We start from the raw sequence: 19,532 nt of genomic DNA, 5'->3' as shown, positions 1-19,532 counted from the left end.
AAGTACGCCTCCCCCCGGCCCAACCGCGTGTCGCCCCGGCGGGGGAAGGCGGGAATTGATCGGCATAGGTTGAGTCGAGTCGGGTAGCCGCGCGCCCATGGCTCCACCTACAGAGAAACGAACGCACGGGAAACGGATCATCCGCAGACGATCACTGCTCGCCGGCGCGGGAGCGCTCGGCGCGATCGGTGCGCTCGGCGCCGCCGGCTGCAGCCGCGTGCCGAACGGCGACACGCTCGCACGGCTCCAGGGGGCGGGCACCGTCCGCCTGGGCATCGCCGGTGAGGTGCCGTACGGGTACATCAACGACGCGGGCGAGTTCACGGGCGAGGCGGTGGAGCTGGCCAAGGTCATCTTCAAACGGCTCGGCGTGGACAACGTTCAGCCGGTGGCGACGGACTTCGCCTCGCTGATCCCGGGTCTGAACACCCAGCAGTTCGACGTCGTGTCGGCCGGGATGTACATCAACAAGGAGCGCTGTCAGCAGGTCATCTTCGCGGACCCCGAGTACCAGATGCTGGACTCGTTCATCGTCCGCAAGGGCAATCCGATGAACCTGCACGACTACGCCGACGTCGTGAAGGCGAAGGCCAAGTTCGGTACGGGCACCGGGTACGCGGAGATCCAGTACGCGGTCGACGCGGGCTACAAGGAGTCCGACATCGTGATCCTCCAGGATCAGGTGGCGGGTCTGAACGCCGTGGAGGCGGGCCGGATCGACGTGTTCGCCGGGACCGCCCTGACGACCCGCGAGGTCACGAAGAAGAGCCGCAAGGCGGAGCACACCGAGCCGTTCGCGCCGCTGGTGGACGGGAAGAAGCACGTCGACGGCGGCGGCTTCACGTTCCGGCCCACCGACACGAAGCTGCGGGACGCCTTCAACGTCGAGATCCACAAGATGAAGAAGAGCGGCGAACTGTTCAGGATTCTCCAGCCGTTCGGCTTCACGAAGGCGGAGATGACCACCCTGACCGCCGAGGAGCTGTGCCGATGACCAGCGGACTGTGGGAACACTGGGTACTGCCCGGGATCTGGGTCACGATCCAGCTGACCGTGTACAGCGCGCTGCTCGCGGCCGTCGTCGCGTTCGGCGTCGGCATGGCCCGCACGCACCGGCTGTGGATCGTACGGTTCGTCGCCGGGTTCTACACCGAGGTCTTCCGGGGCACGTCCGCCCTGATCCTCATGTTCTGGATCTTCTTCGTGCTGCCGCAGCTGGCGGGCTGGTCGCTGGTCCCGATGTGGGCGGCGGTGCTGGCGCTGTCCCTGTCCTACGGGGCGTACGGCTCGGAGATCGTGCGCGGCGCCCTGAACTCGGTGGCGCCCGCGCAGCGTGAGGCGGGCGTCGCGCTGAGCTTCACGCCGTGGCAGCGGATGCGGCTGATCCTGCTGCCGCAGGCGGTGCCGGAGATGATCCCGCCGTTCTCGAACCTGCTGGTCGAGCTGATGAAGGGCACCGCCCTGGTGTCGCTGCTCGGCATCGGCGACGTGTCGTTCGCCGCGAACCTGGTGCGGCTCGCGACGACGGAGAGCGCGGAGATCTACCTGCTGACGCTCGTCATCTATTTCGTCATCGCGTTCCTGCTCACGCGGGTGATGCGCGCCGTGGAGCGCAAGGCCAAGGCCGGGATCGGCCAGCGTCCGGCGGCCGGGATCGGAATCATGAGCAAGCTCAACATCCGTCAGACGACGGAGATGTCTCAGGTCCCGACGAGCGCGGGAGGTGGCGGCGCATGATCGTCACCGCCGCGTCCAACTGGGACTGGTCGGCCGTCGCCGACTTCATGCCGACCTTCTGGGACGGCGTCCTCGTCACGCTGCAGGCCCTCGTGCTGGGCTCGCTGATCTCGTTCAGCCTGGGTCTGGTGTGGGCGCTCGCGCTGCGTGCGCCGACCCGTTTCGTACGCTGGCCGGTCGGGGCCTTCACGGAGTTCATCCGCAACACCCCGCTCCTGGTCCAGCTGTTCTTCTTCTTTTTCGTGCTGCCGGAGTGGGGGGTGCAGGCGTCCGCGCTGACGACCGGTGTCCTCGCGCTCGGCCTGCACTACTCGACGTACACCGCGCAGGTGTACCGGGCGGGGATCGAGGCCGTCCCGGTGGGCCAGTGGGAGGCCGCGCGGGCGCTGAGCCTGCCGTACCGCAGGACGTGGAGCGCGGTGATCCTGCCGCAGGCCATCCGCCGGGTGGTGCCCGCGCTCGGCAACTACGTGATCGCGATGCTCAAGGACACCCCGCTGCTCGCGGCGATCGGTGTCCTGGAGATGCTGCAGCGCGCGCGGCTCGAAGCCGCGCAGACGTTCCAGTACACGGAGGCCCTGACCGTCGTCGGCGTCGCCTTCATCCTCATCGCCTACCCGTCCTCTCTTCTTCTGCGAGCTCTGGAGCGCCGTCTTGTCCGCTGACCCGAACCTTCCCAAGGACCAGCCCAACCCCAAGGTGGACGGCAGCGAGCTGATCCGCTTCGACAAGGTCGTGAAGCGGTTCGGCGGCAACACCGTCCTCGACGAGCTGGACTTCTCGGTGGCGTCCGGCAAGCACGTGACGCTGATCGGCCCGTCCGGCTCCGGCAAGACGACGATCCTGCGGCTGCTGATGACCCTGATCAAGCCCGACGAGGGCACGATCAAGGTGGGCGGCGAGTACCTCACGCACGAGCAGAAGAACGGCAAGCTCGTGCCGGCGGGCGAGAAGCACGTCCGCGAGGTCCGCAAGAACATCGGCATGGTCTTCCAGCAGTTCAACCTGTTCCCGAACATGAAGGTGCTCAGGAACATCACGGAGGCGCCGGTCACCGTGCTCGGCCTGTCCAAGGACGAGGCGGAGGAGCGGGCGCGCGAGCTGCTCGACATGGTGGGGCTCGGCGACCGCTGCGACGCGTACCCGACGCAGTTGTCGGGCGGTCAGCAGCAGCGTGTCGCGATCGCGCGGGCGCTGGCCATGCGGCCGCAGGTGCTGCTGCTCGACGAGGTGACGTCGGCGCTCGACCCGGAGCTGGTCGCGGGCGTTCTCGACGTGCTCAGGGACATCGCGCACACCACCGACATCACGATGCTGTGCGTGACCCACGAGATGAGTTTCGCCCGGGACATCTCGGACCAGGTACTGATGTTCGACGCGGGGCGGGTCATCGAGTCCGGTTCGCCGGAGAAGATCTTCAGCGAGCCCGAGCACGAGCGCACCCGGGAGTTTCTGAGCGCGGTGCTGTGACCAGCCGCGCAATGCGCGGGGCATGACATGGGCATATGCCAGGGTGGTGCGTTCCTGCTGAGAGGCACGGAACGCGCCGCCCTTCTCCCATGTATCTCCCCAACAGCCGCCCCGTTCGGGGTGTTTGACGGCTATCGTGGACGGAGCCCAGCTGTCCGGAACCGTTCCATACAGGGGGATGCCGTGGCGCTGAAGCACGAGCAGGACGCGTCGTCGTACCAGCCGCACCGGTCGGTGCGGCGTGCGCTGCGCATCCTGGAGACGGTCGCCCTGCGCGGGGTCGGCATCACCGACACCGAACTGGGCCGCGTCACGGGACTGCCCGCGGAGCAGCTGACCGCGCTGCTGCGGATGCTGCGCCGCGAGGGGTACGTCCAGCAGACGGCAGACGGGGCGTACGTCACGGGCGCCGCCCTGGACCGGCTGACCGTCGCCGAGGGCCGCGAGGACGCGCTGACCGCCAAGCTCCAGCACACGCTCGACGAGCTGCGGGACTCCGTGGGCGCGGCCGTCTACCTCAGCCGGTACATCGACGGCGAGGTCCGCGTCACCCAGTACGCGGCCGGCCCCGAGGCCCCCGCGGTGAACGAGTGGGTGGACTTCCGGGTCTCCGCGCACGCCAGCGCGGTCGGCAAGAGCCTGCTCGGCCAGCTCGACCTCAACGGCCGGCGCGACCACCTCTCCCGGCACAAGATGGCCCGCCTCACCTCCCGCACCATCACCAACGAGAAGGTGCTGCTCTCCCGCCTCGCCGCCCAGCCCCCGACCGTCCCGGTCCTGGACCTCCAGGAGTACGCGGTCGGCACGGTCTGCGCCGCGGTGCCGATCACTGCGGGCTCGGCCGTCGGCTGCCTGGCCCTCTCCCTCCCGGTCGAGCACGCGCACCGCCTGCACCGCGCGGCCGACCAGCTCAACAAGGGCGCGGCCCCGGTCCTGCTCTCCCTCGCGATCTGACCCCGCTCACTCCCCCGGCGGGAGCGGCGTCCTCGGTGCCGGTACGGCGCGCAGACTCGTCAACTCCGGGTCCTGGGCCAGGATCCGGTGGTGCAGCGTCCGCAGGGCCCGCCCCGGGTCCGTGCCGAGTTCGGCCACCACGCGGCGCCGGTACTCGTCGTACACGGCCAGCGCCTCGGCGCCGCGGTCCGCGCGGAACAGGGCCAGCATCAGCAGCCAGCTGAGGCGCTCGCTCAGCGGATGCTTGTGGAGCATGAAGTAGAGGTACGGGATCGCGTTGCGGTGCCGGCCCAGGTCCAGTTCCAGCTCGGCGCGCAGCTCCATGTCCGCGAGGAACCGCTCGTCGCGGTAGACCCGTTCGCGCTCCAGGACCGGCGCGTCCAGGCCCTCGGCCAGCGGACCGGTGACCAGGATCCGCGCGGAGTCCAGGTGCTGGGCGGCCTCCTCCGGGCTGCCGTTCGACGCGAGGGCCGTCCCGGTGGCGGCGAGGCGCTCGTACGCGTACAGGTCGATGAGGTCCTTGTCGGTGTCGAGCCGGTAGCCGCCCCCCTCGAACAGCAGGCGCGGCCCGTCCCCCGACGGGTCGGGGGCGGCCGCGGCCAGCACGCCGCGCAGGCCCGACACGTACTTCTGCACCAGGTTCTTCGCGTACGCGGGCGGCTGCGCGCCCCACAGGGCGTCGATCAGCTGGTCCGGCCCCGTCGTCAGGTCCAGGCGGAGCAACAGAGCGGCGAGCAGGGCCTGTTGCTTCGGCGGGCCGAGCTGTACGGGGGCGCCGTCGACGAGCAGGCGCAGCGGTCCGTAGAGGACGAACCGCGGGCGGCCGGGGTCCGGGCCGGCGGGCCCCCGGTGACGCAGGAGAACGCCGGACATGGTTCCTCCCCAACTCCGTGCACCCGTACGGATCTTACGGGCACGGCCCGACCGCTGACGGTCCCCGGCCCTTCAGCGTTCCTTCCGTCATCCTTCCGCACTCCTTCAGGGCTGCTTCAGGGGTGCTTCCTCTCCGGTGCCGCGGGGTGTTCCAGTGCTGCCCGGCAGTGTTCGGGGCACGTACCCGACAGAAGGCAGTGAACGTGACCACCACCCCCGCCCGACCGCCCGCCGGCGATTCGGCGCTGCACCGGCTCGGCGGCAGGATCGCCCGCCGGCCCCGTCCCGTGATCTGGCTGAGCGTGCTGCTCGCCGCCCTCGGACTCGCGCTGGCCGCGGGCGCGATGGACCGGCTGGTGCTGAGCCGGTTCGAGTCCCCCGGTTCCGAGTCGGTGGCCACCCGGGCCGAGTTGGCCCGCATCTTCGACACGGGCACCCCGAGCGTGCTGCTGCTCGTCACCGCGAGGAACGGGGACGTCGACTCCGCGCCCGTCGCCGCCGCGGGCCGTGCCGTGGAGCGGGAGCTCGCCGGACAGCGGGGCGTGGCCGAGACCGCGTCCTACTGGTCGCGCGGGAAGTCCCCGGTGATGCGCTCCGAGAACGGCGGGCGGGCGCTGGTGATCGCGCGGATGTCAGGGACGGTCACCGAGGCGCGGGCCCGGCTCGCCGCGTTCGCCCCGGACCTCGCCCGGGACGGGGCCGTGGTGAAGGTCGAGGTCGGCGGCGCGGACGAGGTGTTCCGGCAGGCGGCGGAGCAGGCCCGGACGGACTTCCTGCGCGCCGAGCTGATCGTGTTCCCGCTGGTGCTGCTGTTGCTGGCGGTGATCTACCGGCGGCTCAGCGCCGCACTGCTCACGCTGGGCATGGGGCTGTTCTCGGTGGTCACGACGCTGGCACTGCTGCGGCTGCTGACCTCTGTCACCGACGTGTCGACGTTCGCCGCCAATCTCACGCTCGTCATGGGCATCGGTCTCGGCGTCGACTACAGCCTCTTCGTGATCAGCCGGTTCCGTGAGGAGCTGGACACCGGGCACGATGCGGCGGAGGCGACGCGGCGGGCCGTCGGCCGGGCCGGCCGCACCGTCGCCTTCAGCGGCCTCACCGTCGTCGTCTCCCTCGCCTGCCTCCTCCTCTTCCCCTTCCCCTTCCTCCGCTCCTTCGCCTACTCGGGGATCGCCGTCGTCCTCACTTCGGTGTTCGCCGCGCTCGTCGTCCTGCCGGCGGCGCTGGCCCGCCTCGGCGACCGGGTGCGGCGCCGCACCCCGGCCCCGGCGGGCCGCTCCGGCTGGTGGCACACCAACGCCCTGCGGATGATGCGCCGCCCGCTCGCGTACGGGATTCCGGCCCTGGCCGTGCTGCTCGCGCTGGCCGCGCCGGCGCTGGGCATCTCGTTCGGCACGCCGGACGACCGGGTGCTGCCCGCGTCCACGTCGAGTCGGCTCGTGCAGGACCGGATCCGGGCCGAGTTCGCCGCCGAGGAGACCGACGCGCTGCAGGTGCTCCGGCCGGGTCTGCCGGGTGACGCTTCGGGGCGGGACCGCATCGAGGCCGCGGCGCTACGGCTGTCCGACGTACCCGGCATCCGGCAGGTCGACGCTCTCACCGGCTCCTACGCCGACGGCCACCGCGTCCTGGGCCCCACGCCCTCCTCGAACCGTTTCGCCTCCGGCCACGACACCTGGTTCTCGGTGATCGCCACGCAGAAGGCGCTCGGCGCGGATCCGGACCGGGTGATCGCGGACGTGCGGGGCGCCTTCGGTCCGGGTGAGGTGCGGGTGGGCGGCTACCCGGCCGAGCTGGCCGATTTCCGCTCCGTGCTCGTGGACCGGCTCCCGCTGGTCCTCGCCCTCGTCCTCCTGGTCACCTTCGTCATCCTCTTCCTCATGACAGGCAGCCTGCTGCTCCCGGCGAAGGCGATGGTCCTGAACGCGCTGAGCATGGCCGTCATGTTCGGTGCCCTCGTCTGGATCTTCCAGGAGGGCCATCTCTCGGGCCTCCTCGGCTTCACCGCCACCGGGAGCCTGGAGCCGAGCATCCGGATCCTGATGTTCTGCACCGCGTTCGGGCTGTCGATGGACTACGAGGTGTTCATGCTGTCGAGGATCAAGGAGGAGTACGACCGCACCGGCGACACGGTGGCCTCGGTCGCCGCCGGCCTGGAGCGCGGCGGGCCGCTCATCACCTCGGCCGCGGTGATCCTGGCCGCGTCCTTCGCCACGTACGCCTCGTCCGGCGTCGTGTACCTCAAGATGCTGGGCCTCGGCATGGTCGTCGTCATCCTCGTCGACGCGACCCTGATCCGGGCGATCCTGGTCCCGGTCCTCATCCGCCTGGCCGGCCGGGCCAACTGGTGGACCCCCACCCCGCTGACCCGCCTCCACCACCGCCTCCCCCTGACCGACTGAAACGAACAAGGCCCCCCGCTGCTGCGAGGGGCCTTGCTGTCGGTGCGCCATCAGGGACTCGAACCCCGGACACGCGGATTAAGAGTCCGCTGCTCTAACCAACTGAGCTAATGGCGCCGGTTGACGAGGTAAATACTACATGGCTGAAAGGGGTGGTCGTGACCAGGCATGAAAACGTCATGGGTCACTGGTGAGCGGCGGCGTTCCACGCGGGGCGGGGCGGGGCGCAGACTCGGGAGCGCTCGGGATCCGGTACACGCTGCGGAGGACTTCGTATGGACAGCTCTGTCGCGCCCACCCCGCTCTTCCCCGGCCTGCAGCACCTGGTGCACAAGCCGGACAGCCCGGAGGCGTACCTGTTGGGGACGGCCGCTCCCGCACGGCAGCGCTTCGCGTTCGCCACCGAGCTGCCCGAGTCCCACCCTCTGTACGACGACACTCCGCTGCCCTTCCACGACCTGCTGTTCCCCGTGGAGGGGCTGCGCCGCGCCGCGCTGTTCGCCGCGCGCCAGTACTTCCGGGTGCCGGACAAGCGGGTCACGGCGATCGCCACGGCCGGCACCGAGATCACCGACGTGGACGCGTGGCGGCACACCGACGGGCCGGCGCGGATCTCCCTCGACCTGACGCTGACCCCGGTCGACGTCGTCACGGGCGTGCCCCGGGGGCTGACCTGTGAGGCCGACGTGGCCATCGACGGTCGGCGCTGCGGCACGGCCGGGGCGCGGCTCGCGTTCCTGAGCCCCGGGGTGCACCGTGCCCACCGCGAGGCGGGCCGGCTGCGCAGCGAGCGGAGCGTGACCGCGGGTGCGGACGGCGCCGAGCGGGCGGGCAGCCCGGATCCGGGGCAGGTGGGGCGGCGGACGGCACGGCACGTGTTCGTGGGGCTGCCCGCGCAGGGCCCCGACGACACACTGGTGCTGCGCGTGGACACGGCCGCCGCGGCCGCCGTGCTGTCGGACGGCTCCGACGAGGTCCCGGCCGCGCTCTATCTGGAGGCCTCCCGGCAGGCCGCGCTGCTCGCGGCCGCGGAGCTGCACGGTTTCCTGCCGGCGCACACCCTGCTCACCCGCTGGCGGGCGGCGTTCCGCGGCTACGCCGAGCCGGGGCTCGCGCTGCACTGCGCGGTGCGCGCCAAGGGCACCACGGTCCGCGACGCGGCGGGCCGGCCCCAGGCGAGGCTGCACCTGTCGTTCCTGCAGGGCGAGCGCGAGGTCGCGCAGGTGTCGGCGACCGCGCTCCAGGACTGCTAGGCCCGGCATGCGCTTCCGTGTCCTCGGACCCATCCGGATGACCCCGGCGACGCCGTCCGCGGCGAAGCCGAGGGCCGTGCTCGCGACCCTGCTGATCCAGGCGAACAGCGTCGTGTCGACGCACACGCTGATCGACGAACTGTGGGGCACCGAGCCGCCGCGCACCGCCACGACCACGCTCCAGGTCTACGTGTCCCAGCTGCGCAAGGCGCTCCTGGAGGGCGCCCCCGACGGCCGTCAGCCGCTGCTGACCCGGCCGCCGGGCTATCTGCTGCAGGTCGGCACCGACGATCTGGACCTGCTCGCGTTCGAGGCGCTGCGGGAACAGGGCCGGGCCGCGCACGCCCGCGAGGACCACGCGGAGGCGTCCCGCCTGTTCAAGGACGCCCTCGACCTGTGGACGGGCCCCGCCCTGTCCGGCATCCCGCACGGCACCACCCTGGAGAGCTCGGCGATCCGGCTGGACGAACTGCGCGCCGAGGTGCTGGAGCAGCGGATCGCCGCCGATCTGCGGCTCGGCCGGCACCAGGAGCTCATCGGCGAACTGCGGTCCCTGGTGCACGACCACCCGCTGCGCGAGACCGTGCACTGCCATCTGATGGTGGCGCTGTACCGCTCGGGGCGGCAGTCGGACGCGCTGGAGGTCCACCGCCGGGCGCGCCGCGCGCTCGTGGCCGAACTCGGCGTGGAGCCGGGCCCGGTGATGAGCCGGCTGCAGGAACGGATCCTCGCCGGTGACCCTCAGCTGGCCTGGCAGGGCGACTCCGGCCCGGCCCGCGCGCTCCGGCCGCCGGCCGCCGCGCCGGTGGTCCGGCTGCCCGCGCCGGTCGCCGACTTCACCGGGCGGGCCGCCCAACTCGCTCTGGGCCACCGCTTCCTGGCCGCCGCCGGGCCCGAGACCGGGCGGGTGCTCGCCGTGTCGGGCCGGGCCGGGGTCGGCAAGACGGCGCTCGTCGGGCGCCTCGCGCACGAGGCGGCGGGGCAATTCCCCGACGGGCGGCTGCTGATGGCACTGCGGGACTCGGGCGGGCGGCCGCTCGATCCCCCGGCGGTGCTCTCCACGCTGGTGCGCCGGCTGGGCGCGCCGCCCGCCGGCGCGCCCGGCCCGGCCCGCGCCGCCGCGGGCGCACCGGGCGGCACGATCGACGGCGCGGACGGCGCCGGGCTCGACGAGGTGCTGTACGCGCGGACGCGGGGCCGCCGGATCCTGGTCGTCCTGGACGACGTGGTCTCCGAGGCGCAGGTGCGGCCGCTCCTCACGGCGGCCCCTGACCTCACGGTGATGCTCACCGGCCGGCAGGCGCTGGGCGCCCTGGAGGAGGCGCGGCACCTGGTCCTGGACGTGTTCGAACCGGCGGAGGCGCTGGAGCTGCTGACCCGGTGCGGCGGCGAGGCCGTGCGGGCCGCGCCGCGGGACGCCGCGGAGATCGCCCGGCTGTGCGGGAACCTGCCGCTGGCGCTGCGGGTGGCCGCCGCGGGACTCGCGGCCCGGCCCCACTGGAAGGCCGCCGACCTGGTGGCGCGGCTCGCCGACGAGCGGACCCGGCTCGCCGCGCTCGCCGTCGGCGACCTCGACGTGCGCGGCAGTCTGCTGGCCGCGTACCGGCAGGCGGGCGTGCAGGAGCGGCTGGCGTTCCGGCTGCTCGGGCTCGCGCCGCTGCCGGACTTCCCGCTGTGGAGCGCGGCCGCGCTGCTGGCCTGCCCGCCGCCGGAGGCGGAGCGGTACCTGGAGGAACTCGTGCGCGGCCGGCTCCTGGAGGCGCGCCCGGCACCGGGCCGGCTGACCCCGGTGCGCTACGGGTTCCATCCGCTGCTGCGCTCGCTCTCCCTCGAACTGCTCGGCGCAGGTTCTCCGGGCGCGACGGACCGGCTGTGCCGGGCGTTCCTCGCGCTCGCCCGGTACGCCGACCACCGGCTCGCCCCGGGCCGGGACCGGCTCGCGGCGCCCGTCGAGCCGCCCGCGGGCATCGATCCGCACGAGCTGGTCGGGGAGGCGGCGCTGTCCTGGTTCCAGGAGGAGTCGGCCGGGCTGCTCGAAGCGGTGCGGCGGGCGCACACGGACGGGCTGTGGGAGCTGTGCTCCGGCCTGGCGGCGGCGAGCGCCGGCTACTACGAGGCCGGCGCGGTGTGGGACGACTGGGAGCTGAGCCACGGGCTCGGCCTGGACGCGGCCCGGCAGGCGGGCGACGCGCGGGCGGAGGCGGTGCTGCTGCAGTCGCTCGCCGACCTGGACTGGCAGCGGCAGCTGCCGACGGCGGCCCTCGACCGCTACCGGCTCGCCTGGCACCTGTTCACGCAGGCGGGCGACCGTGTCTCGGCGGCGCGCTGTCTGTCCGGCGAGGCGGACGTGCTGCTCGGCCAGGGCCGTGTGCCGCGCGCCGAACGCGGCTACGTACGGGCGCTGTCCGGGGCCCGTACGACGGGGGACGCCCGCGGCGCGGCGCACGCGCTGCGCGGCCTGGCCCTGGTGGCGTTACGCGAGGGGCGCTCCGAGGAGGCGCTGGCCCGGCTCGCCGAATGCGAGCGCTGGGCGCGGCGCACGGGCGACCGTCGCTGGCAGGAGTACGCGCTGCGCACGACCCGCGCGGTCGCCGCCGGCGCCGCACCGGCGGGACGGCCCCTGGAGGTCCGGCCCGGCATGTGGCTGCTGTCGGCCCCGGAGACGGCGCCGGCCTGATCCGAGCGGGCCGGCTCTGGCCCGGGGCCGGCCCGCCCTGGCCCAAGCGCGGGCCGGCTCTGGCCCGGGGCGGGCCCGCCCCGGCTCCCCGGGGGGATGGTCGGGTCCGGGGGCGGGCTCGCTCACGGGGGCGCCGACGTCCGGCGGCGCTGCGCCCAGCTTCGTACGGGCCGCTAAAGGAACGCCTTCGCCGCCGGGCCGGCGCCGACCGCCCTGCCGGGGGCCGGATTTGGCCACACTTTAGGCGTCAACAGCATGCTCGTCCCGTCGGCCGGGATCCGTGCCGAGGCCCTGCCGGCGCCCTCCCGGTCAGGAGGCCGCCCCGCCCGTGCGCACCGGCACGCGGGCCGGGCACCGCCTGTCCGTTCGGCCGCCGCACCGGTCCAGGGACGGATCCCGCCGACGCACCCACGCTGGACGGAACCCGAGGCGGAGCAAGATGACGCGATACCTGTCCCGGAGCAGCATCGACGAAAGTGCGAGCGCGGACGTACGGCTGTTCTGCTTCCCGTACGCGGGCGGCGGCGCATCCGCGTACGGCCGCTGGCAGCGCACCCTGGACGCGCACGGCGCCGGGGTGCGGGTGCTGCCCATCCAGCTGCCCGGCCGCGAAGGGCGCATCGACGAGCCGCGGTTCACGGATCTGCGGGCCCTGATCGACGACCTGGACGCCGAGCTCGACGACGAGCTGGAGCGGCCGCACATCTTCTACGGGCACAGCATGGGCGCCCTGATCGCCTACTCGCTGGCCTGCCGGCGGCAGCAGCGCGGGGCACCGCTCCCGGAGGCCGTCGTGCTCAGCGCGTACCGTGCGCCGCACCTGCCCGCGCCGCAGATCGCCCGGCCGGAGGCCAGTGACGAGGAGTTGATCGACTCGCTCGCCGCGCTCGGCGGCATCCCCCAAGTCCTGCTGAACCACCCGGACTTCCTGTCCGCGCTACTCCCCGTCGCGCGCGACGACCTGCTGCTGTGCACGGGCGAGGCCGCGTCGATGGCGTCCGAGCCGCTGCGGGTGCCGCTGCACCTGTTCGCGGGGCGGCGCGACCGGCTGGTGTCGGTGCCGGAGGTGGTGTCGTGGCGGCGGCACGCGGGGCGCGGCTGCGAGGTCCGCACGATGCCGGGCGGGCACTTCTTCGTCCGGGCCCACGAGGAGGCGTTCCTGCGCGAACTGGCCACCCTGGCACGGCGGTACGCGCGGGTGCCCGTCGCCGCGTGAGCTCCGGCCCGCTTCCCGGTCCACGGCGGCCGGGTCATGACCTGGTCATGGCCCGGCCGCCCGCATGTTCACCCCCGGCGGGTGCGCCGGTCCCTGTCCCGGCGTCCGGCGCCGGTGCCACGCTCGGTGCGGCCCCGCCCGCTCAGGAGGTACGAGTTGACGCCCACATCACCGTCGCGCGGCTGGCCGCGACCGCACGACGTACGCGTCCTGGAACCACGGCGCCTCGACCCGCTCGCCGGCCGGCTGCGGGCGGCGCTGGCCGCGCGGCCGGGCGGGACGGCCGGGGCGGCGGCGGTGCCCGCGCTCGCGCTGTGCCGGGTCTTCCGGCCCGGGCACGATCTGTTCGTCGAGGACGGCGGTGAGCTCTCGGCGGCGTGGGAACTGCTCGCCGGGGACCGGGATCCGGCCGGAGCCGCACGTCGCCCGCACGCCCTGCTGGGGGTGCGGGCGCTGTCGTACGCGGCCGGGCTCGCCCGCGCGTGCCATCTCGCCGGCGACACCGACCGGCGGGTCGTCGCCGTGGTGCGGGCCGGGGTGCTGCGGTCCGACGCGGGCCGGGCGGCGCTGGCCGAACTGGAGCACGCGCCCGGGCCCGGCGTGGTCGTGCTCGCGCTGTCGCCCGGGCCGGTGGCGCCCGGCGGCCTGTTCGACCTGGGGCACGACGGTGCGGGGCGAACCGGCTCCGGGGGGTTCGGTTCCGCGCTGTTCGGGATGGTGCGGGAGGCGCGGGGGCTGCTCGGGTTCGCCGGGGAGCCGACCGCGGTGCCGGGCGTGGTCGTGGACGGGCGGCGGGTGCGGGAGGTCGAGGCGGCGCTGCGGCGGGCCCGGGACGCCGGGCGCACCGTCGTCGTGCGGTGCCCGGTGGAGGCGGGCGGACGCGGTGTGCCGGGGGCGCTCGCGCTGCCGGTGCCCTCGCCCGCGCCTTCGACGGCCGGGGCGTCCTGGGCTGCCGTGTTCGACGCGGAGCTGGCGGCTGTGGGGGCGGAGCGGCCGGAGCTGATCGCGGTGTGCTCCGGCGACGAACGGGCGCCTGGCATCGGCCTGTTCAGCCGTACGTTCCCCGAGCGGACGGTGACGCTCAGCGGGTCCGAGTCTCATGTGGCGGGCTGTGCGGCCGGGCTGGCGGGTGGGCAGTTGCATCCGGTGGTGCCGGTCGGGGACGGGTTCGTGGACCGGGTGGCGGCGCCGCCCGGGGTGACCTTCGTGGTCGGCGGGGATGCCGAGGTCGTACCGGGGGTGCGGTGGGCCGAGCCGCGGGACGCCGCGCGGCTGCGGGAGCTGCTCGGGGAGGCGGCCGGGGTGGGGGACGCGGTGACGGTCGTACGGGTGCCGGACGGGGGCGTGCCGGATGAGGTGGCGGCGGTCGCCCGGGAGGGCGGGGTCGATGTGCTCTGCGCCGGGACCGGGCGGGACGTGCTGATCGTGGCGGTGGGGGCGGGTGCGGGGTGGGGGCTCGGGGTGGCGGCGGCCGGGCGGGAGCTCGGGCTCTCGGTGACCGTGGTGGACCCGCGCTGGGTGTCCCCCGTGCCGGAGTCGCTGGTCGGGCTGGCCGGCCGGCACGGGGTGGTCGTGGTGGTGGGGGGCGGGGACGCGTTGAGGGCTGCGCTGGCGGGGGGTGGCCTTGGCGGTGGGCCTGTGCCGGCGGTTTCGGAGGGGGATGTGGCGGGCGGGGCCCGGGCGTTCGCCCTGCGGTTGGCCGGGCGGGTGGCTTCGTTGTCGGGCGGCCTCAGAGCGTAGGCCCTCCGGGGGGCGGGCGGGTTTGAGCGGGGGCCTCGCCTGGCCGTCCGCCGAGTGGGGTGCGCGCGCCCTCGCGGGGCACTCTCCACTCGGCCGGCCTGGCGCCGGGCCTGCCCGGTGCCTCGCCGCCGTGGCCGTTCGCGCCCACGCGGCGCAGCCGCACATCGGTACAGCCTCGCGCCCCTGAAGGCGCGCACCCGGCGCCAGGCCGACACCCCCGGCCGGCCTGGCCCCGGCCCTGCTCCCACCCTCCCGCCCCCTCCGGGGGCGTCGGCCCGGCACCCGGCCCTCGGGCAGACCCTTGGGACAGCACTCCAGCTCCAGCCTGGGGCCATACGTCGCCCAGGGCTCGGCCATTGCGCGATGACGACGAGTCTGCGCTGGAGCGCCGCCGCCGTAGGGGCTGACAAGCATCGCCGAATGCCCCACCGCCATGACTGATCGCGCCCACGCGGCGCAGCCGCACATCGGTACAGCCTCGCGCCCCTGAAGGGGCGCGCCCCGGGCCCCCGGCGGGGAGCACCCGGCGCCGGGCCGACGCCCCCGGAGGGGGCGGGTGGGTGGGAGAGGGGCCGGGCCAAGGAGAGGGCGCAGGTACCGGCCACGCCTCAGCCCCCGGGCACATGACCACCGCCCCGCACCCAGCCAGGGGCCGGCCCAGACGGAAGGGCGCAGGTACCGGCCACGCCTCAGCCCGGGCACATGACCACTGCCCCGCGCCCGGCCAGGGGGGTCGTGGCTCGGTGCTGGGCACGTGGTCGCGGCTCCGGGGGGAGGGCACGGGCGGTGGGCGGTCTCGGCCGCGGGCGTGTGGGGCGGATGCGTGGTGGCGGGCGGGTGGGCAGGCGGGAGGCCCGGTGCCTTGGGGCGCCGGGCCTTCCTTTGGGGTAGGTGGGGGTCAGCCGACTCGTTCGGGGGTCGCGGTCGCGGACGGCGCCGCGGGGGCTTCCGGGGCCGCGGGGGCGTCGGGGGTCGCGGGGGACTCGGTGGACTCGGCGGGTGGGGCGATCACTCCGCGGCGGAAGCCGAAGAGGCCGTTCAGGACGGAGAGGGCCAGGAAGACGAAGAGGACCAGGAACGCGGACTGGAGGCCGTGGACGAGGGCGACGTTGGGGCTCGCGCCTTCCGCCGCCTGGGAGGCGACCCGGTTGTTGAGCACGGTGACGGCGATCGCGATGCCGAACGCGGCACCGATCTGCGTGGAGGCGTTGAGGAGGGCGGACGTGGTGCCCGCGTCCTCGTCGGTGGCCTCGGACGTCCCGACGACCGGCGTCGGGATGAGGCAGCAGACGAGTCCGACGCCGAACAGCGCGGTGACCGGCAGCAGGAAGCTCCAGTAGCCGCTGTGCACGGGCATGCGGGTCAGCATGAAGACACAGCCGGCGAGCGCCACCGTGCCGAGCAGGTACATGGAGCGCGGTCCGGTCTTGCCGATCATCTGGGAGGCGACCGGCGCGAGGGTCATGAGGGCGATGCTGACGGGCAGGTAGGCGAGGCCGGTCTGCAGCGGGCTGTAGTCGAGGACGCCCTGCATCCACAGCGGCAGCAGGAAGAAGATCGGCATCATCATGGCGGCGGTGAGGAACTCGCCGAGGCTGCCCGCCACCACGGACCGCGAGCGGAACAGCCGGAGCGGCACGAGCGGCGCCGCGCTGCGCTGCTCGACGAGCACGAAGGCGACGAGCAGGGCGACGGCGACGACGAGGGACCCGTAGGTGCGCCAGTCTCCCCAGCCGTGGTCGCTGCTGGTCACGATGCCGTAGACGAGGAGCAGAAGGCCGCCGGTCGCGGTGACGGCGCCGGCCAGGTCCTTGGGCGGGCGGTTGCCGCCGGGGCGGGGCAGCTTGATGAGGGCGAGCGCGCCGGCGCCGATGAGCAGGCCGACGGGCACGTTGATCCAGAACGCCCACCGCCAGTCGGCGTTGACGATCGCGCCGCCGAGGATCGTGCCGATGCTCGCGCCGATGCCGATGACCGCGCCCCACACACCGAACGCCTTGGCGCGTTCCTTCGGGTCGGGGAAGACCGTCACGAGGATCGACAGGGAGGCGGGCGAGAGGGCGGCGGCGCCGATGCCCTGGAGGGCGCGGGCGGTGAGCAGCGCGCTCTCGGAGTCGGCGAGGCCCGCGCCGAGCGAGGCCAGCGTGAAGAGGGTCAGGCCGGCCATGAAGACGACGCGGCGTCCGACGACGTCGGCCAGGCGTCCGCCGAGCAGCAGCAGTCCGCCGAAGAGGAGGACGTAGATGTTCATGACCCACTGCAGCCCGGTCGTGGACAGGCCGATGGCTTCCTTGAGCCGCGGGCCCATCACGTTGACCACGGACGAGTCGATGGCGATGACGAACTGGGCAAGTGAGATGACTCCGAGCACCCACCAGCGCCGGGGGTCCGGCGGAGCGGTTGCGGCCGAGTCGGTGTTCATGGGGTCTCCTCGCAGGCCGGGCCGGAGAGCCGGCGGCGACTGTGGGTACTGGGGATGGGCTGTGTGCCCGTACGTCGCAGCAGGCTGCACCCGACCCCTTGTGCCGCGCTGAAGCCGGGGCTCCGGACGGGGTGCGGGCAGCGGCGCGGGGCGCGGTGCAAGGCGCCCTTTAGGCCGGCCCGCCACGGTGACGCCGTCGGTTCAGCGGAAGGAAGGGGAAGCCATGGCTGCGGGATTGTCCGCGCAGGTGTGCGTCGTCGGGGGCGGTCCGGCCGGTCTGACGCTCGCCCTGGAACTGGCCCGGCGCGGTGTCGAGGTCGTGGTGGTCGAGCAGAGCGCCCACTTCGACCGGTCGTTCCGCGGCGAGTCCATCTCACCCGACTCGGTGTGGCTGCTGAAGCAGCTCGGGGTGCTCGACAAGGTCGAGGACCAGACGCTGGTGACGCGCCGGATGGAGATCACGGACGCGGGGCACACGGTGCTGTCCGCGGACTTCTCGGTGTTCGACCAGCCGTGCCCGTACCCGATGGAGCTGCCGCAGCCGCCGCTGCTCGACGCGCTCGCCGAGGCCGGCTCCGCGCTGCCCTCGTTCCGGATGCTGCGCCGCACGAAGGCCGCCCGGCTGCTGACCGAGGGCAACCGGGTGACCGGTGTGGTGGCCCAACTGCCGGACGGGCCGGTCGAGATCAGGGCCTCCCTGACGGTGGCGGCCGACGGCCGGTTCAGCAAGATCCGGGAGATGGCCGGGATCAACTACACGAAGATCCCGCTGGAGCGGGACTTCGTCTGGTTCAAGGCGCCGATGCCGAAGGAGTGGGATCTGCACACCTACCGGGTGCGGATCCTCGGCGACCGGCACGGCCTGTTCATCCCGACGGTGCCGGACCTGGTGCGCATCGGGTTCAACATTCCCAAGGGCGGTCTGCGCGAGCTGCGCGCCCAGGGCATCGGGGCGCTGCACGCGCGGATCGACGAGCTGGCGCCGCAGGCGGGTCCGGGCGTGCGCGAGCACGTCACCAGCTGGTCGGACACGTCGATGCTGGACATCTTCACGACGGTCGTCCCGCAGTGGTGGCGGCCGGGCGTCGCCCTGATCGGGGACGCCGCGCACACCCTGACGCCGGTCCTCGGCCAGGGCGTCAACCACGCGATCATCGACGCGGTGACGCTGGCGCCGCTGGTGACCCGGGCGCTCGCCGCGGGCGGTCCGACGGACACCCGGCTCGACCGGGCGTGCGCCGCGTTCCAGAGCGCCCGCGAGGAGTCCGTCGCCACGGCGCGCGGGCTGCAGCTGCGCCAGGAGAAGGCGTTCGCGCTGTCCTCGCCGGTCGCCGCCGCGCTGCGCCGCACCGCCTACCGGGCGGTGTCCTCCAGCGATCTCCTCAAGCGCCGCATCCTGTCCGGCGTCTACTACCAGCTCCAGCAGGCGGTGCGCGACGGCCGCACCCGGCTCGAGCTCGCCGACCGCACCGTCTCCCCGTCTCCCGCAGGCACCCCCACTGGAGGGCAGCACCGATGACCGAGCAGCTCGAGAAGCCGGCGCAGGCCGAGTCCGGGGAGGTGCTCGGCTATCCGTTCGCGCGGGCCTCCGCGCTGGAGCCCTGCCCGCACTACGCCCGGCTGCGCGCCGAGTCCCCCGTGCAGCGGGTCCGGATGCCGAGCGGCGATCCGGCGTACCTGGTGACGACGTACGAGGACGTGCGCACGGTCCTGTCGGACGCCCGTTTCAGCCGGGCCGCGACCACGAACCCGGACGCGCCGCGCATGGGCAAGGCGACGCAGAACTTCCGCAGCCTGCTGAACATGGACGCGCCGGAGCACACCCGGGTCCGCAAGCTGGTGTCGCGGGAGTTCACGGTGCGCCGGGTCAACGATCTGCGGCCGCGCATCCAGGCGCACACCGACGCGTTCCTGGACGCGATGGAGGCGTCCGGTTCGCCCGCGGACCTGATCCCGGCGCTGGCGTTCCCGCTGCCGGTGACCATGATCTGTGAGCTGCTCGGGGTGCCGTTCGAGGACCGGGAGAAGTTCGGTGCCTGGTCGGCGGCGTTCCTCGCGACGGCGTCGCTGCCCGCCGAGGAGGTGCTCGCCGCGCAGGTGGCGCTGCGCGACTACCTGGCCGAGCAGGTGGCCCGCAAGCGGGCGCACCCGGGCACCGACCTGTTGTCGGCGCTGGTGTCGATCCATGACACGGACGAGGGGCGCCTGGACGAACAGGAGTTGATCTTCCTGGGGATCTCGCTGCTCGTCGCCGGGCACGAGACGACCGTCAACCAGATCGGCAACAGTGTTCTCGCGCTGCTCACGCACCCCGAGGAGCTCGCCGCCGTGCGCGAGGACCCGGAGCGGATCGGGCGGGCCACGGAGGAGCTGCTGCGGATGTACCCGCCGGGCGACGAGGCGCTGCTGCGGATCGCCCTGGAGGACGTGGAGCTGAGCGGCACGGTGGTGCCGGCGGGCAGCGCGGTGCTGCCCTCGCTCGGCTCCGCGAACAGGGACGCCTGCCAGTTCGCGGGCGCCGACACGCTGGACATCGGCCGTGAGGTCAACCCCCATCTGACCTTCGGCCAGGGCACCCACTACTGCCTGGGTTCGGGCCTGGCCCGCGCCGAGCTGCAGATCGCGGTCGGCACGCTGCTGCGCCGCTTCCCGACGCTGCGCCTGGCGGTGGACGTGAGTGAACTGCCGCGTCCGGAGGGAAGGTTGGTGCACGGGGTGTCCAGTCTTCCGGTCGCCTGGTGAGCGGCACCGCCGTCACCCCCCACATGTGCGTCTGACGGCGCAC

At 73.7% G+C, this 19,532-nt stretch carries 14 protein-coding genes and 1 tRNA gene; 12 read left to right on the top strand and 3 right to left on the bottom strand.

Annotation, left to right across the window (positions count from 1 at the left end; genetic code table 11):
* Positions 1–97 precede the first annotated feature (97 nt).
* The 5 genes from ehuB (at position 98) to IAG42_RS22460 (ending at position 4,161) form a co-directional block, all read left to right on the top strand.
* A complete protein-coding gene (gene ehuB / locus IAG42_RS22480) occupies positions 98–994 on the top strand; it encodes an ectoine/hydroxyectoine ABC transporter substrate-binding protein EhuB (protein WP_188338755.1) in 897 nt (298 codons plus the stop codon).
* Entirely contained in the window at positions 991–1,737 is a 747-nt protein-coding gene (gene ehuC, locus IAG42_RS22475) for an ectoine/hydroxyectoine ABC transporter permease subunit EhuC (protein ID WP_188338754.1), read from the top strand. The genes ehuB and ehuC overlap by 4 nt, the downstream gene beginning before the upstream one ends.
* Positions 1,734–2,402 (top strand): ectoine/hydroxyectoine ABC transporter permease subunit EhuD, encoded by a 669-nt coding sequence (gene ehuD, locus IAG42_RS22470; protein ID WP_188338753.1) that lies wholly within the window; start codon positions 1,734–1,736, stop codon positions 2,400–2,402. The genes ehuC and ehuD overlap by 4 nt, the downstream gene beginning before the upstream one ends.
* A gap of 34 nt (positions 2,403–2,436) precedes the next feature.
* Positions 2,437–3,207 carry an ectoine/hydroxyectoine ABC transporter ATP-binding protein EhuA gene (gene ehuA, locus IAG42_RS22465; RefSeq protein WP_188341549.1) on the top strand — a complete coding sequence of 257 codons (771 nt, stop codon included), beginning with the start codon at positions 2,437–2,439 and terminating at the stop codon, positions 3,205–3,207.
* A gap of 183 nt (positions 3,208–3,390) precedes the next feature.
* Positions 3,391–4,161 (top strand): IclR family transcriptional regulator, encoded by a 771-nt coding sequence (locus tag IAG42_RS22460; protein WP_188338752.1) that lies wholly within the window; start codon positions 3,391–3,393, stop codon positions 4,159–4,161.
* A 6-nt stretch (positions 4,162–4,167) separates the two neighbouring features.
* On the opposite strand, the gene IAG42_RS22455 is transcribed toward IAG42_RS22460, so the two are convergent.
* Entirely contained in the window at positions 4,168–5,034 is an 867-nt protein-coding gene (locus tag IAG42_RS22455) for an AfsR/SARP family transcriptional regulator (protein WP_188338751.1), read from the bottom strand.
* A gap of 203 nt (positions 5,035–5,237) precedes the next feature.
* Here IAG42_RS22455 and IAG42_RS22450 point away from each other — a divergent pair, with 203 nt between their 5' ends.
* On the top strand, positions 5,238–7,439 hold the full coding sequence (locus IAG42_RS22450; RefSeq protein ID WP_223206121.1) for an MMPL family transporter: 2,202 nt from the start codon (positions 5,238–5,240) through the stop codon (positions 7,437–7,439).
* A gap of 43 nt (positions 7,440–7,482) precedes the next feature.
* On the opposite strand, the gene IAG42_RS22445 is transcribed toward IAG42_RS22450, so the two are convergent.
* Positions 7,483–7,556, bottom strand: a tRNA-Lys gene (locus IAG42_RS22445).
* Between the two features lie 158 nt (positions 7,557–7,714).
* Here IAG42_RS22445 and IAG42_RS22440 point away from each other — a divergent pair.
* The 4 genes from IAG42_RS22440 to IAG42_RS22425 all read left to right on the top strand — a co-directional run bounded on the left by IAG42_RS22440 (position 7,715) and on the right by IAG42_RS22425 (position 14,325).
* Positions 7,715–8,692, top strand: coding sequence for an AfsA-related hotdog domain-containing protein (locus tag IAG42_RS22440; RefSeq protein ID WP_188338750.1), 978 nt, complete (start codon positions 7,715–7,717; stop codon positions 8,690–8,692).
* Between the two features lie 7 nt (positions 8,693–8,699).
* On the top strand, positions 8,700–11,369 hold the full coding sequence (locus IAG42_RS22435) for an AfsR/SARP family transcriptional regulator (RefSeq protein ID WP_188338749.1): 2,670 nt from the start codon (positions 8,700–8,702) through the stop codon (positions 11,367–11,369).
* Positions 11,370–11,808: 439 nt separating this feature from the next.
* Positions 11,809–12,585: a thioesterase II family protein gene (locus IAG42_RS22430; RefSeq protein ID WP_223206120.1), complete on the top strand. Its 777-nt coding sequence runs from the start codon at positions 11,809–11,811 to the stop codon at positions 12,583–12,585.
* Positions 12,586–12,741: 156 nt separating this feature from the next.
* Complete coding sequence (locus tag IAG42_RS22425; protein ID WP_188338748.1) at positions 12,742–14,325, top strand: transketolase C-terminal domain-containing protein; 1,584 nt, start codon at positions 12,742–12,744, stop codon at positions 14,323–14,325.
* An 898-nt stretch (positions 14,326–15,223) separates the two neighbouring features.
* On the opposite strand, the gene IAG42_RS22420 is transcribed toward IAG42_RS22425, so the two are convergent.
* Positions 15,224–16,747 carry an MFS transporter gene (locus tag IAG42_RS22420; protein ID WP_188338747.1) on the bottom strand — a complete coding sequence of 508 codons (1,524 nt, stop codon included), beginning with the start codon at positions 16,745–16,747 and terminating at the stop codon, positions 15,224–15,226.
* 223 nt (positions 16,748–16,970) lie between these two features.
* On the opposite strand from IAG42_RS22420, the gene IAG42_RS22415 reads away from it, so the two are divergent.
* Positions 16,971–18,266, top strand: coding sequence for an FAD-dependent oxidoreductase (locus IAG42_RS22415; RefSeq protein ID WP_188338746.1), 1,296 nt, complete (start codon positions 16,971–16,973; stop codon positions 18,264–18,266).
* A complete protein-coding gene (locus tag IAG42_RS22410; protein ID WP_188338745.1) occupies positions 18,263–19,489 on the top strand; it encodes a cytochrome P450 in 1,227 nt (408 codons plus the stop codon). Before IAG42_RS22415 ends, IAG42_RS22410 begins: the two co-directional genes overlap by 4 nt.
* The last annotated feature ends 43 nt before the right edge of the window (positions 19,490–19,532 follow it).

The sequence above is a fragment of the Streptomyces xanthii genome (genome assembly GCF_014621695.1).
GTDB classification, from domain to species: domain Bacteria; phylum Actinomycetota; class Actinomycetes; order Streptomycetales; family Streptomycetaceae; genus Streptomyces; species Streptomyces xanthii.
The sequence above is the reverse complement of the archived record's forward strand: the minus strand, read 5'-3'. Positions and strand labels throughout refer to the sequence as shown.

Bases quoted from the DNA above. Each gene is read 5' to 3' on its own strand.
- ehuB (WP_188338755.1), top strand. From the start codon at position 98: ATGGCTCCACCTACAGAGAAACGAACGCACGGGAAACGGATCATCCGC.
- ehuC (WP_188338754.1), top strand. From the start codon at position 991: ATGACCAGCGGACTGTGGGAACACTGGGTACTGCCCGGGATCTGGGTC.
- ehuD (WP_188338753.1), top strand. From the start codon at position 1,734: ATGATCGTCACCGCCGCGTCCAACTGGGACTGGTCGGCCGTCGCCGAC.
- IAG42_RS22455 (WP_188338751.1), bottom strand. From the start codon at position 5,034: ATGTCCGGCGTTCTCCTGCGTCACCGGGGGCCCGCCGGCCCGGACCCC.
- IAG42_RS22440 (WP_188338750.1), top strand. From the start codon at position 7,715: ATGGACAGCTCTGTCGCGCCCACCCCGCTCTTCCCCGGCCTGCAGCAC.
- IAG42_RS22435 (WP_188338749.1), top strand. From the start codon at position 8,700: ATGCGCTTCCGTGTCCTCGGACCCATCCGGATGACCCCGGCGACGCCG.
- IAG42_RS22430 (WP_223206120.1), top strand. From the start codon at position 11,809: ATGACGCGATACCTGTCCCGGAGCAGCATCGACGAAAGTGCGAGCGCG.
- IAG42_RS22420 (WP_188338747.1), bottom strand. From the start codon at position 16,747: ATGAACACCGACTCGGCCGCAACCGCTCCGCCGGACCCCCGGCGCTGG.
- IAG42_RS22415 (WP_188338746.1), top strand. From the start codon at position 16,971: ATGGCTGCGGGATTGTCCGCGCAGGTGTGCGTCGTCGGGGGCGGTCCG.
- IAG42_RS22410 (WP_188338745.1), top strand. From the start codon at position 18,263: ATGACCGAGCAGCTCGAGAAGCCGGCGCAGGCCGAGTCCGGGGAGGTG.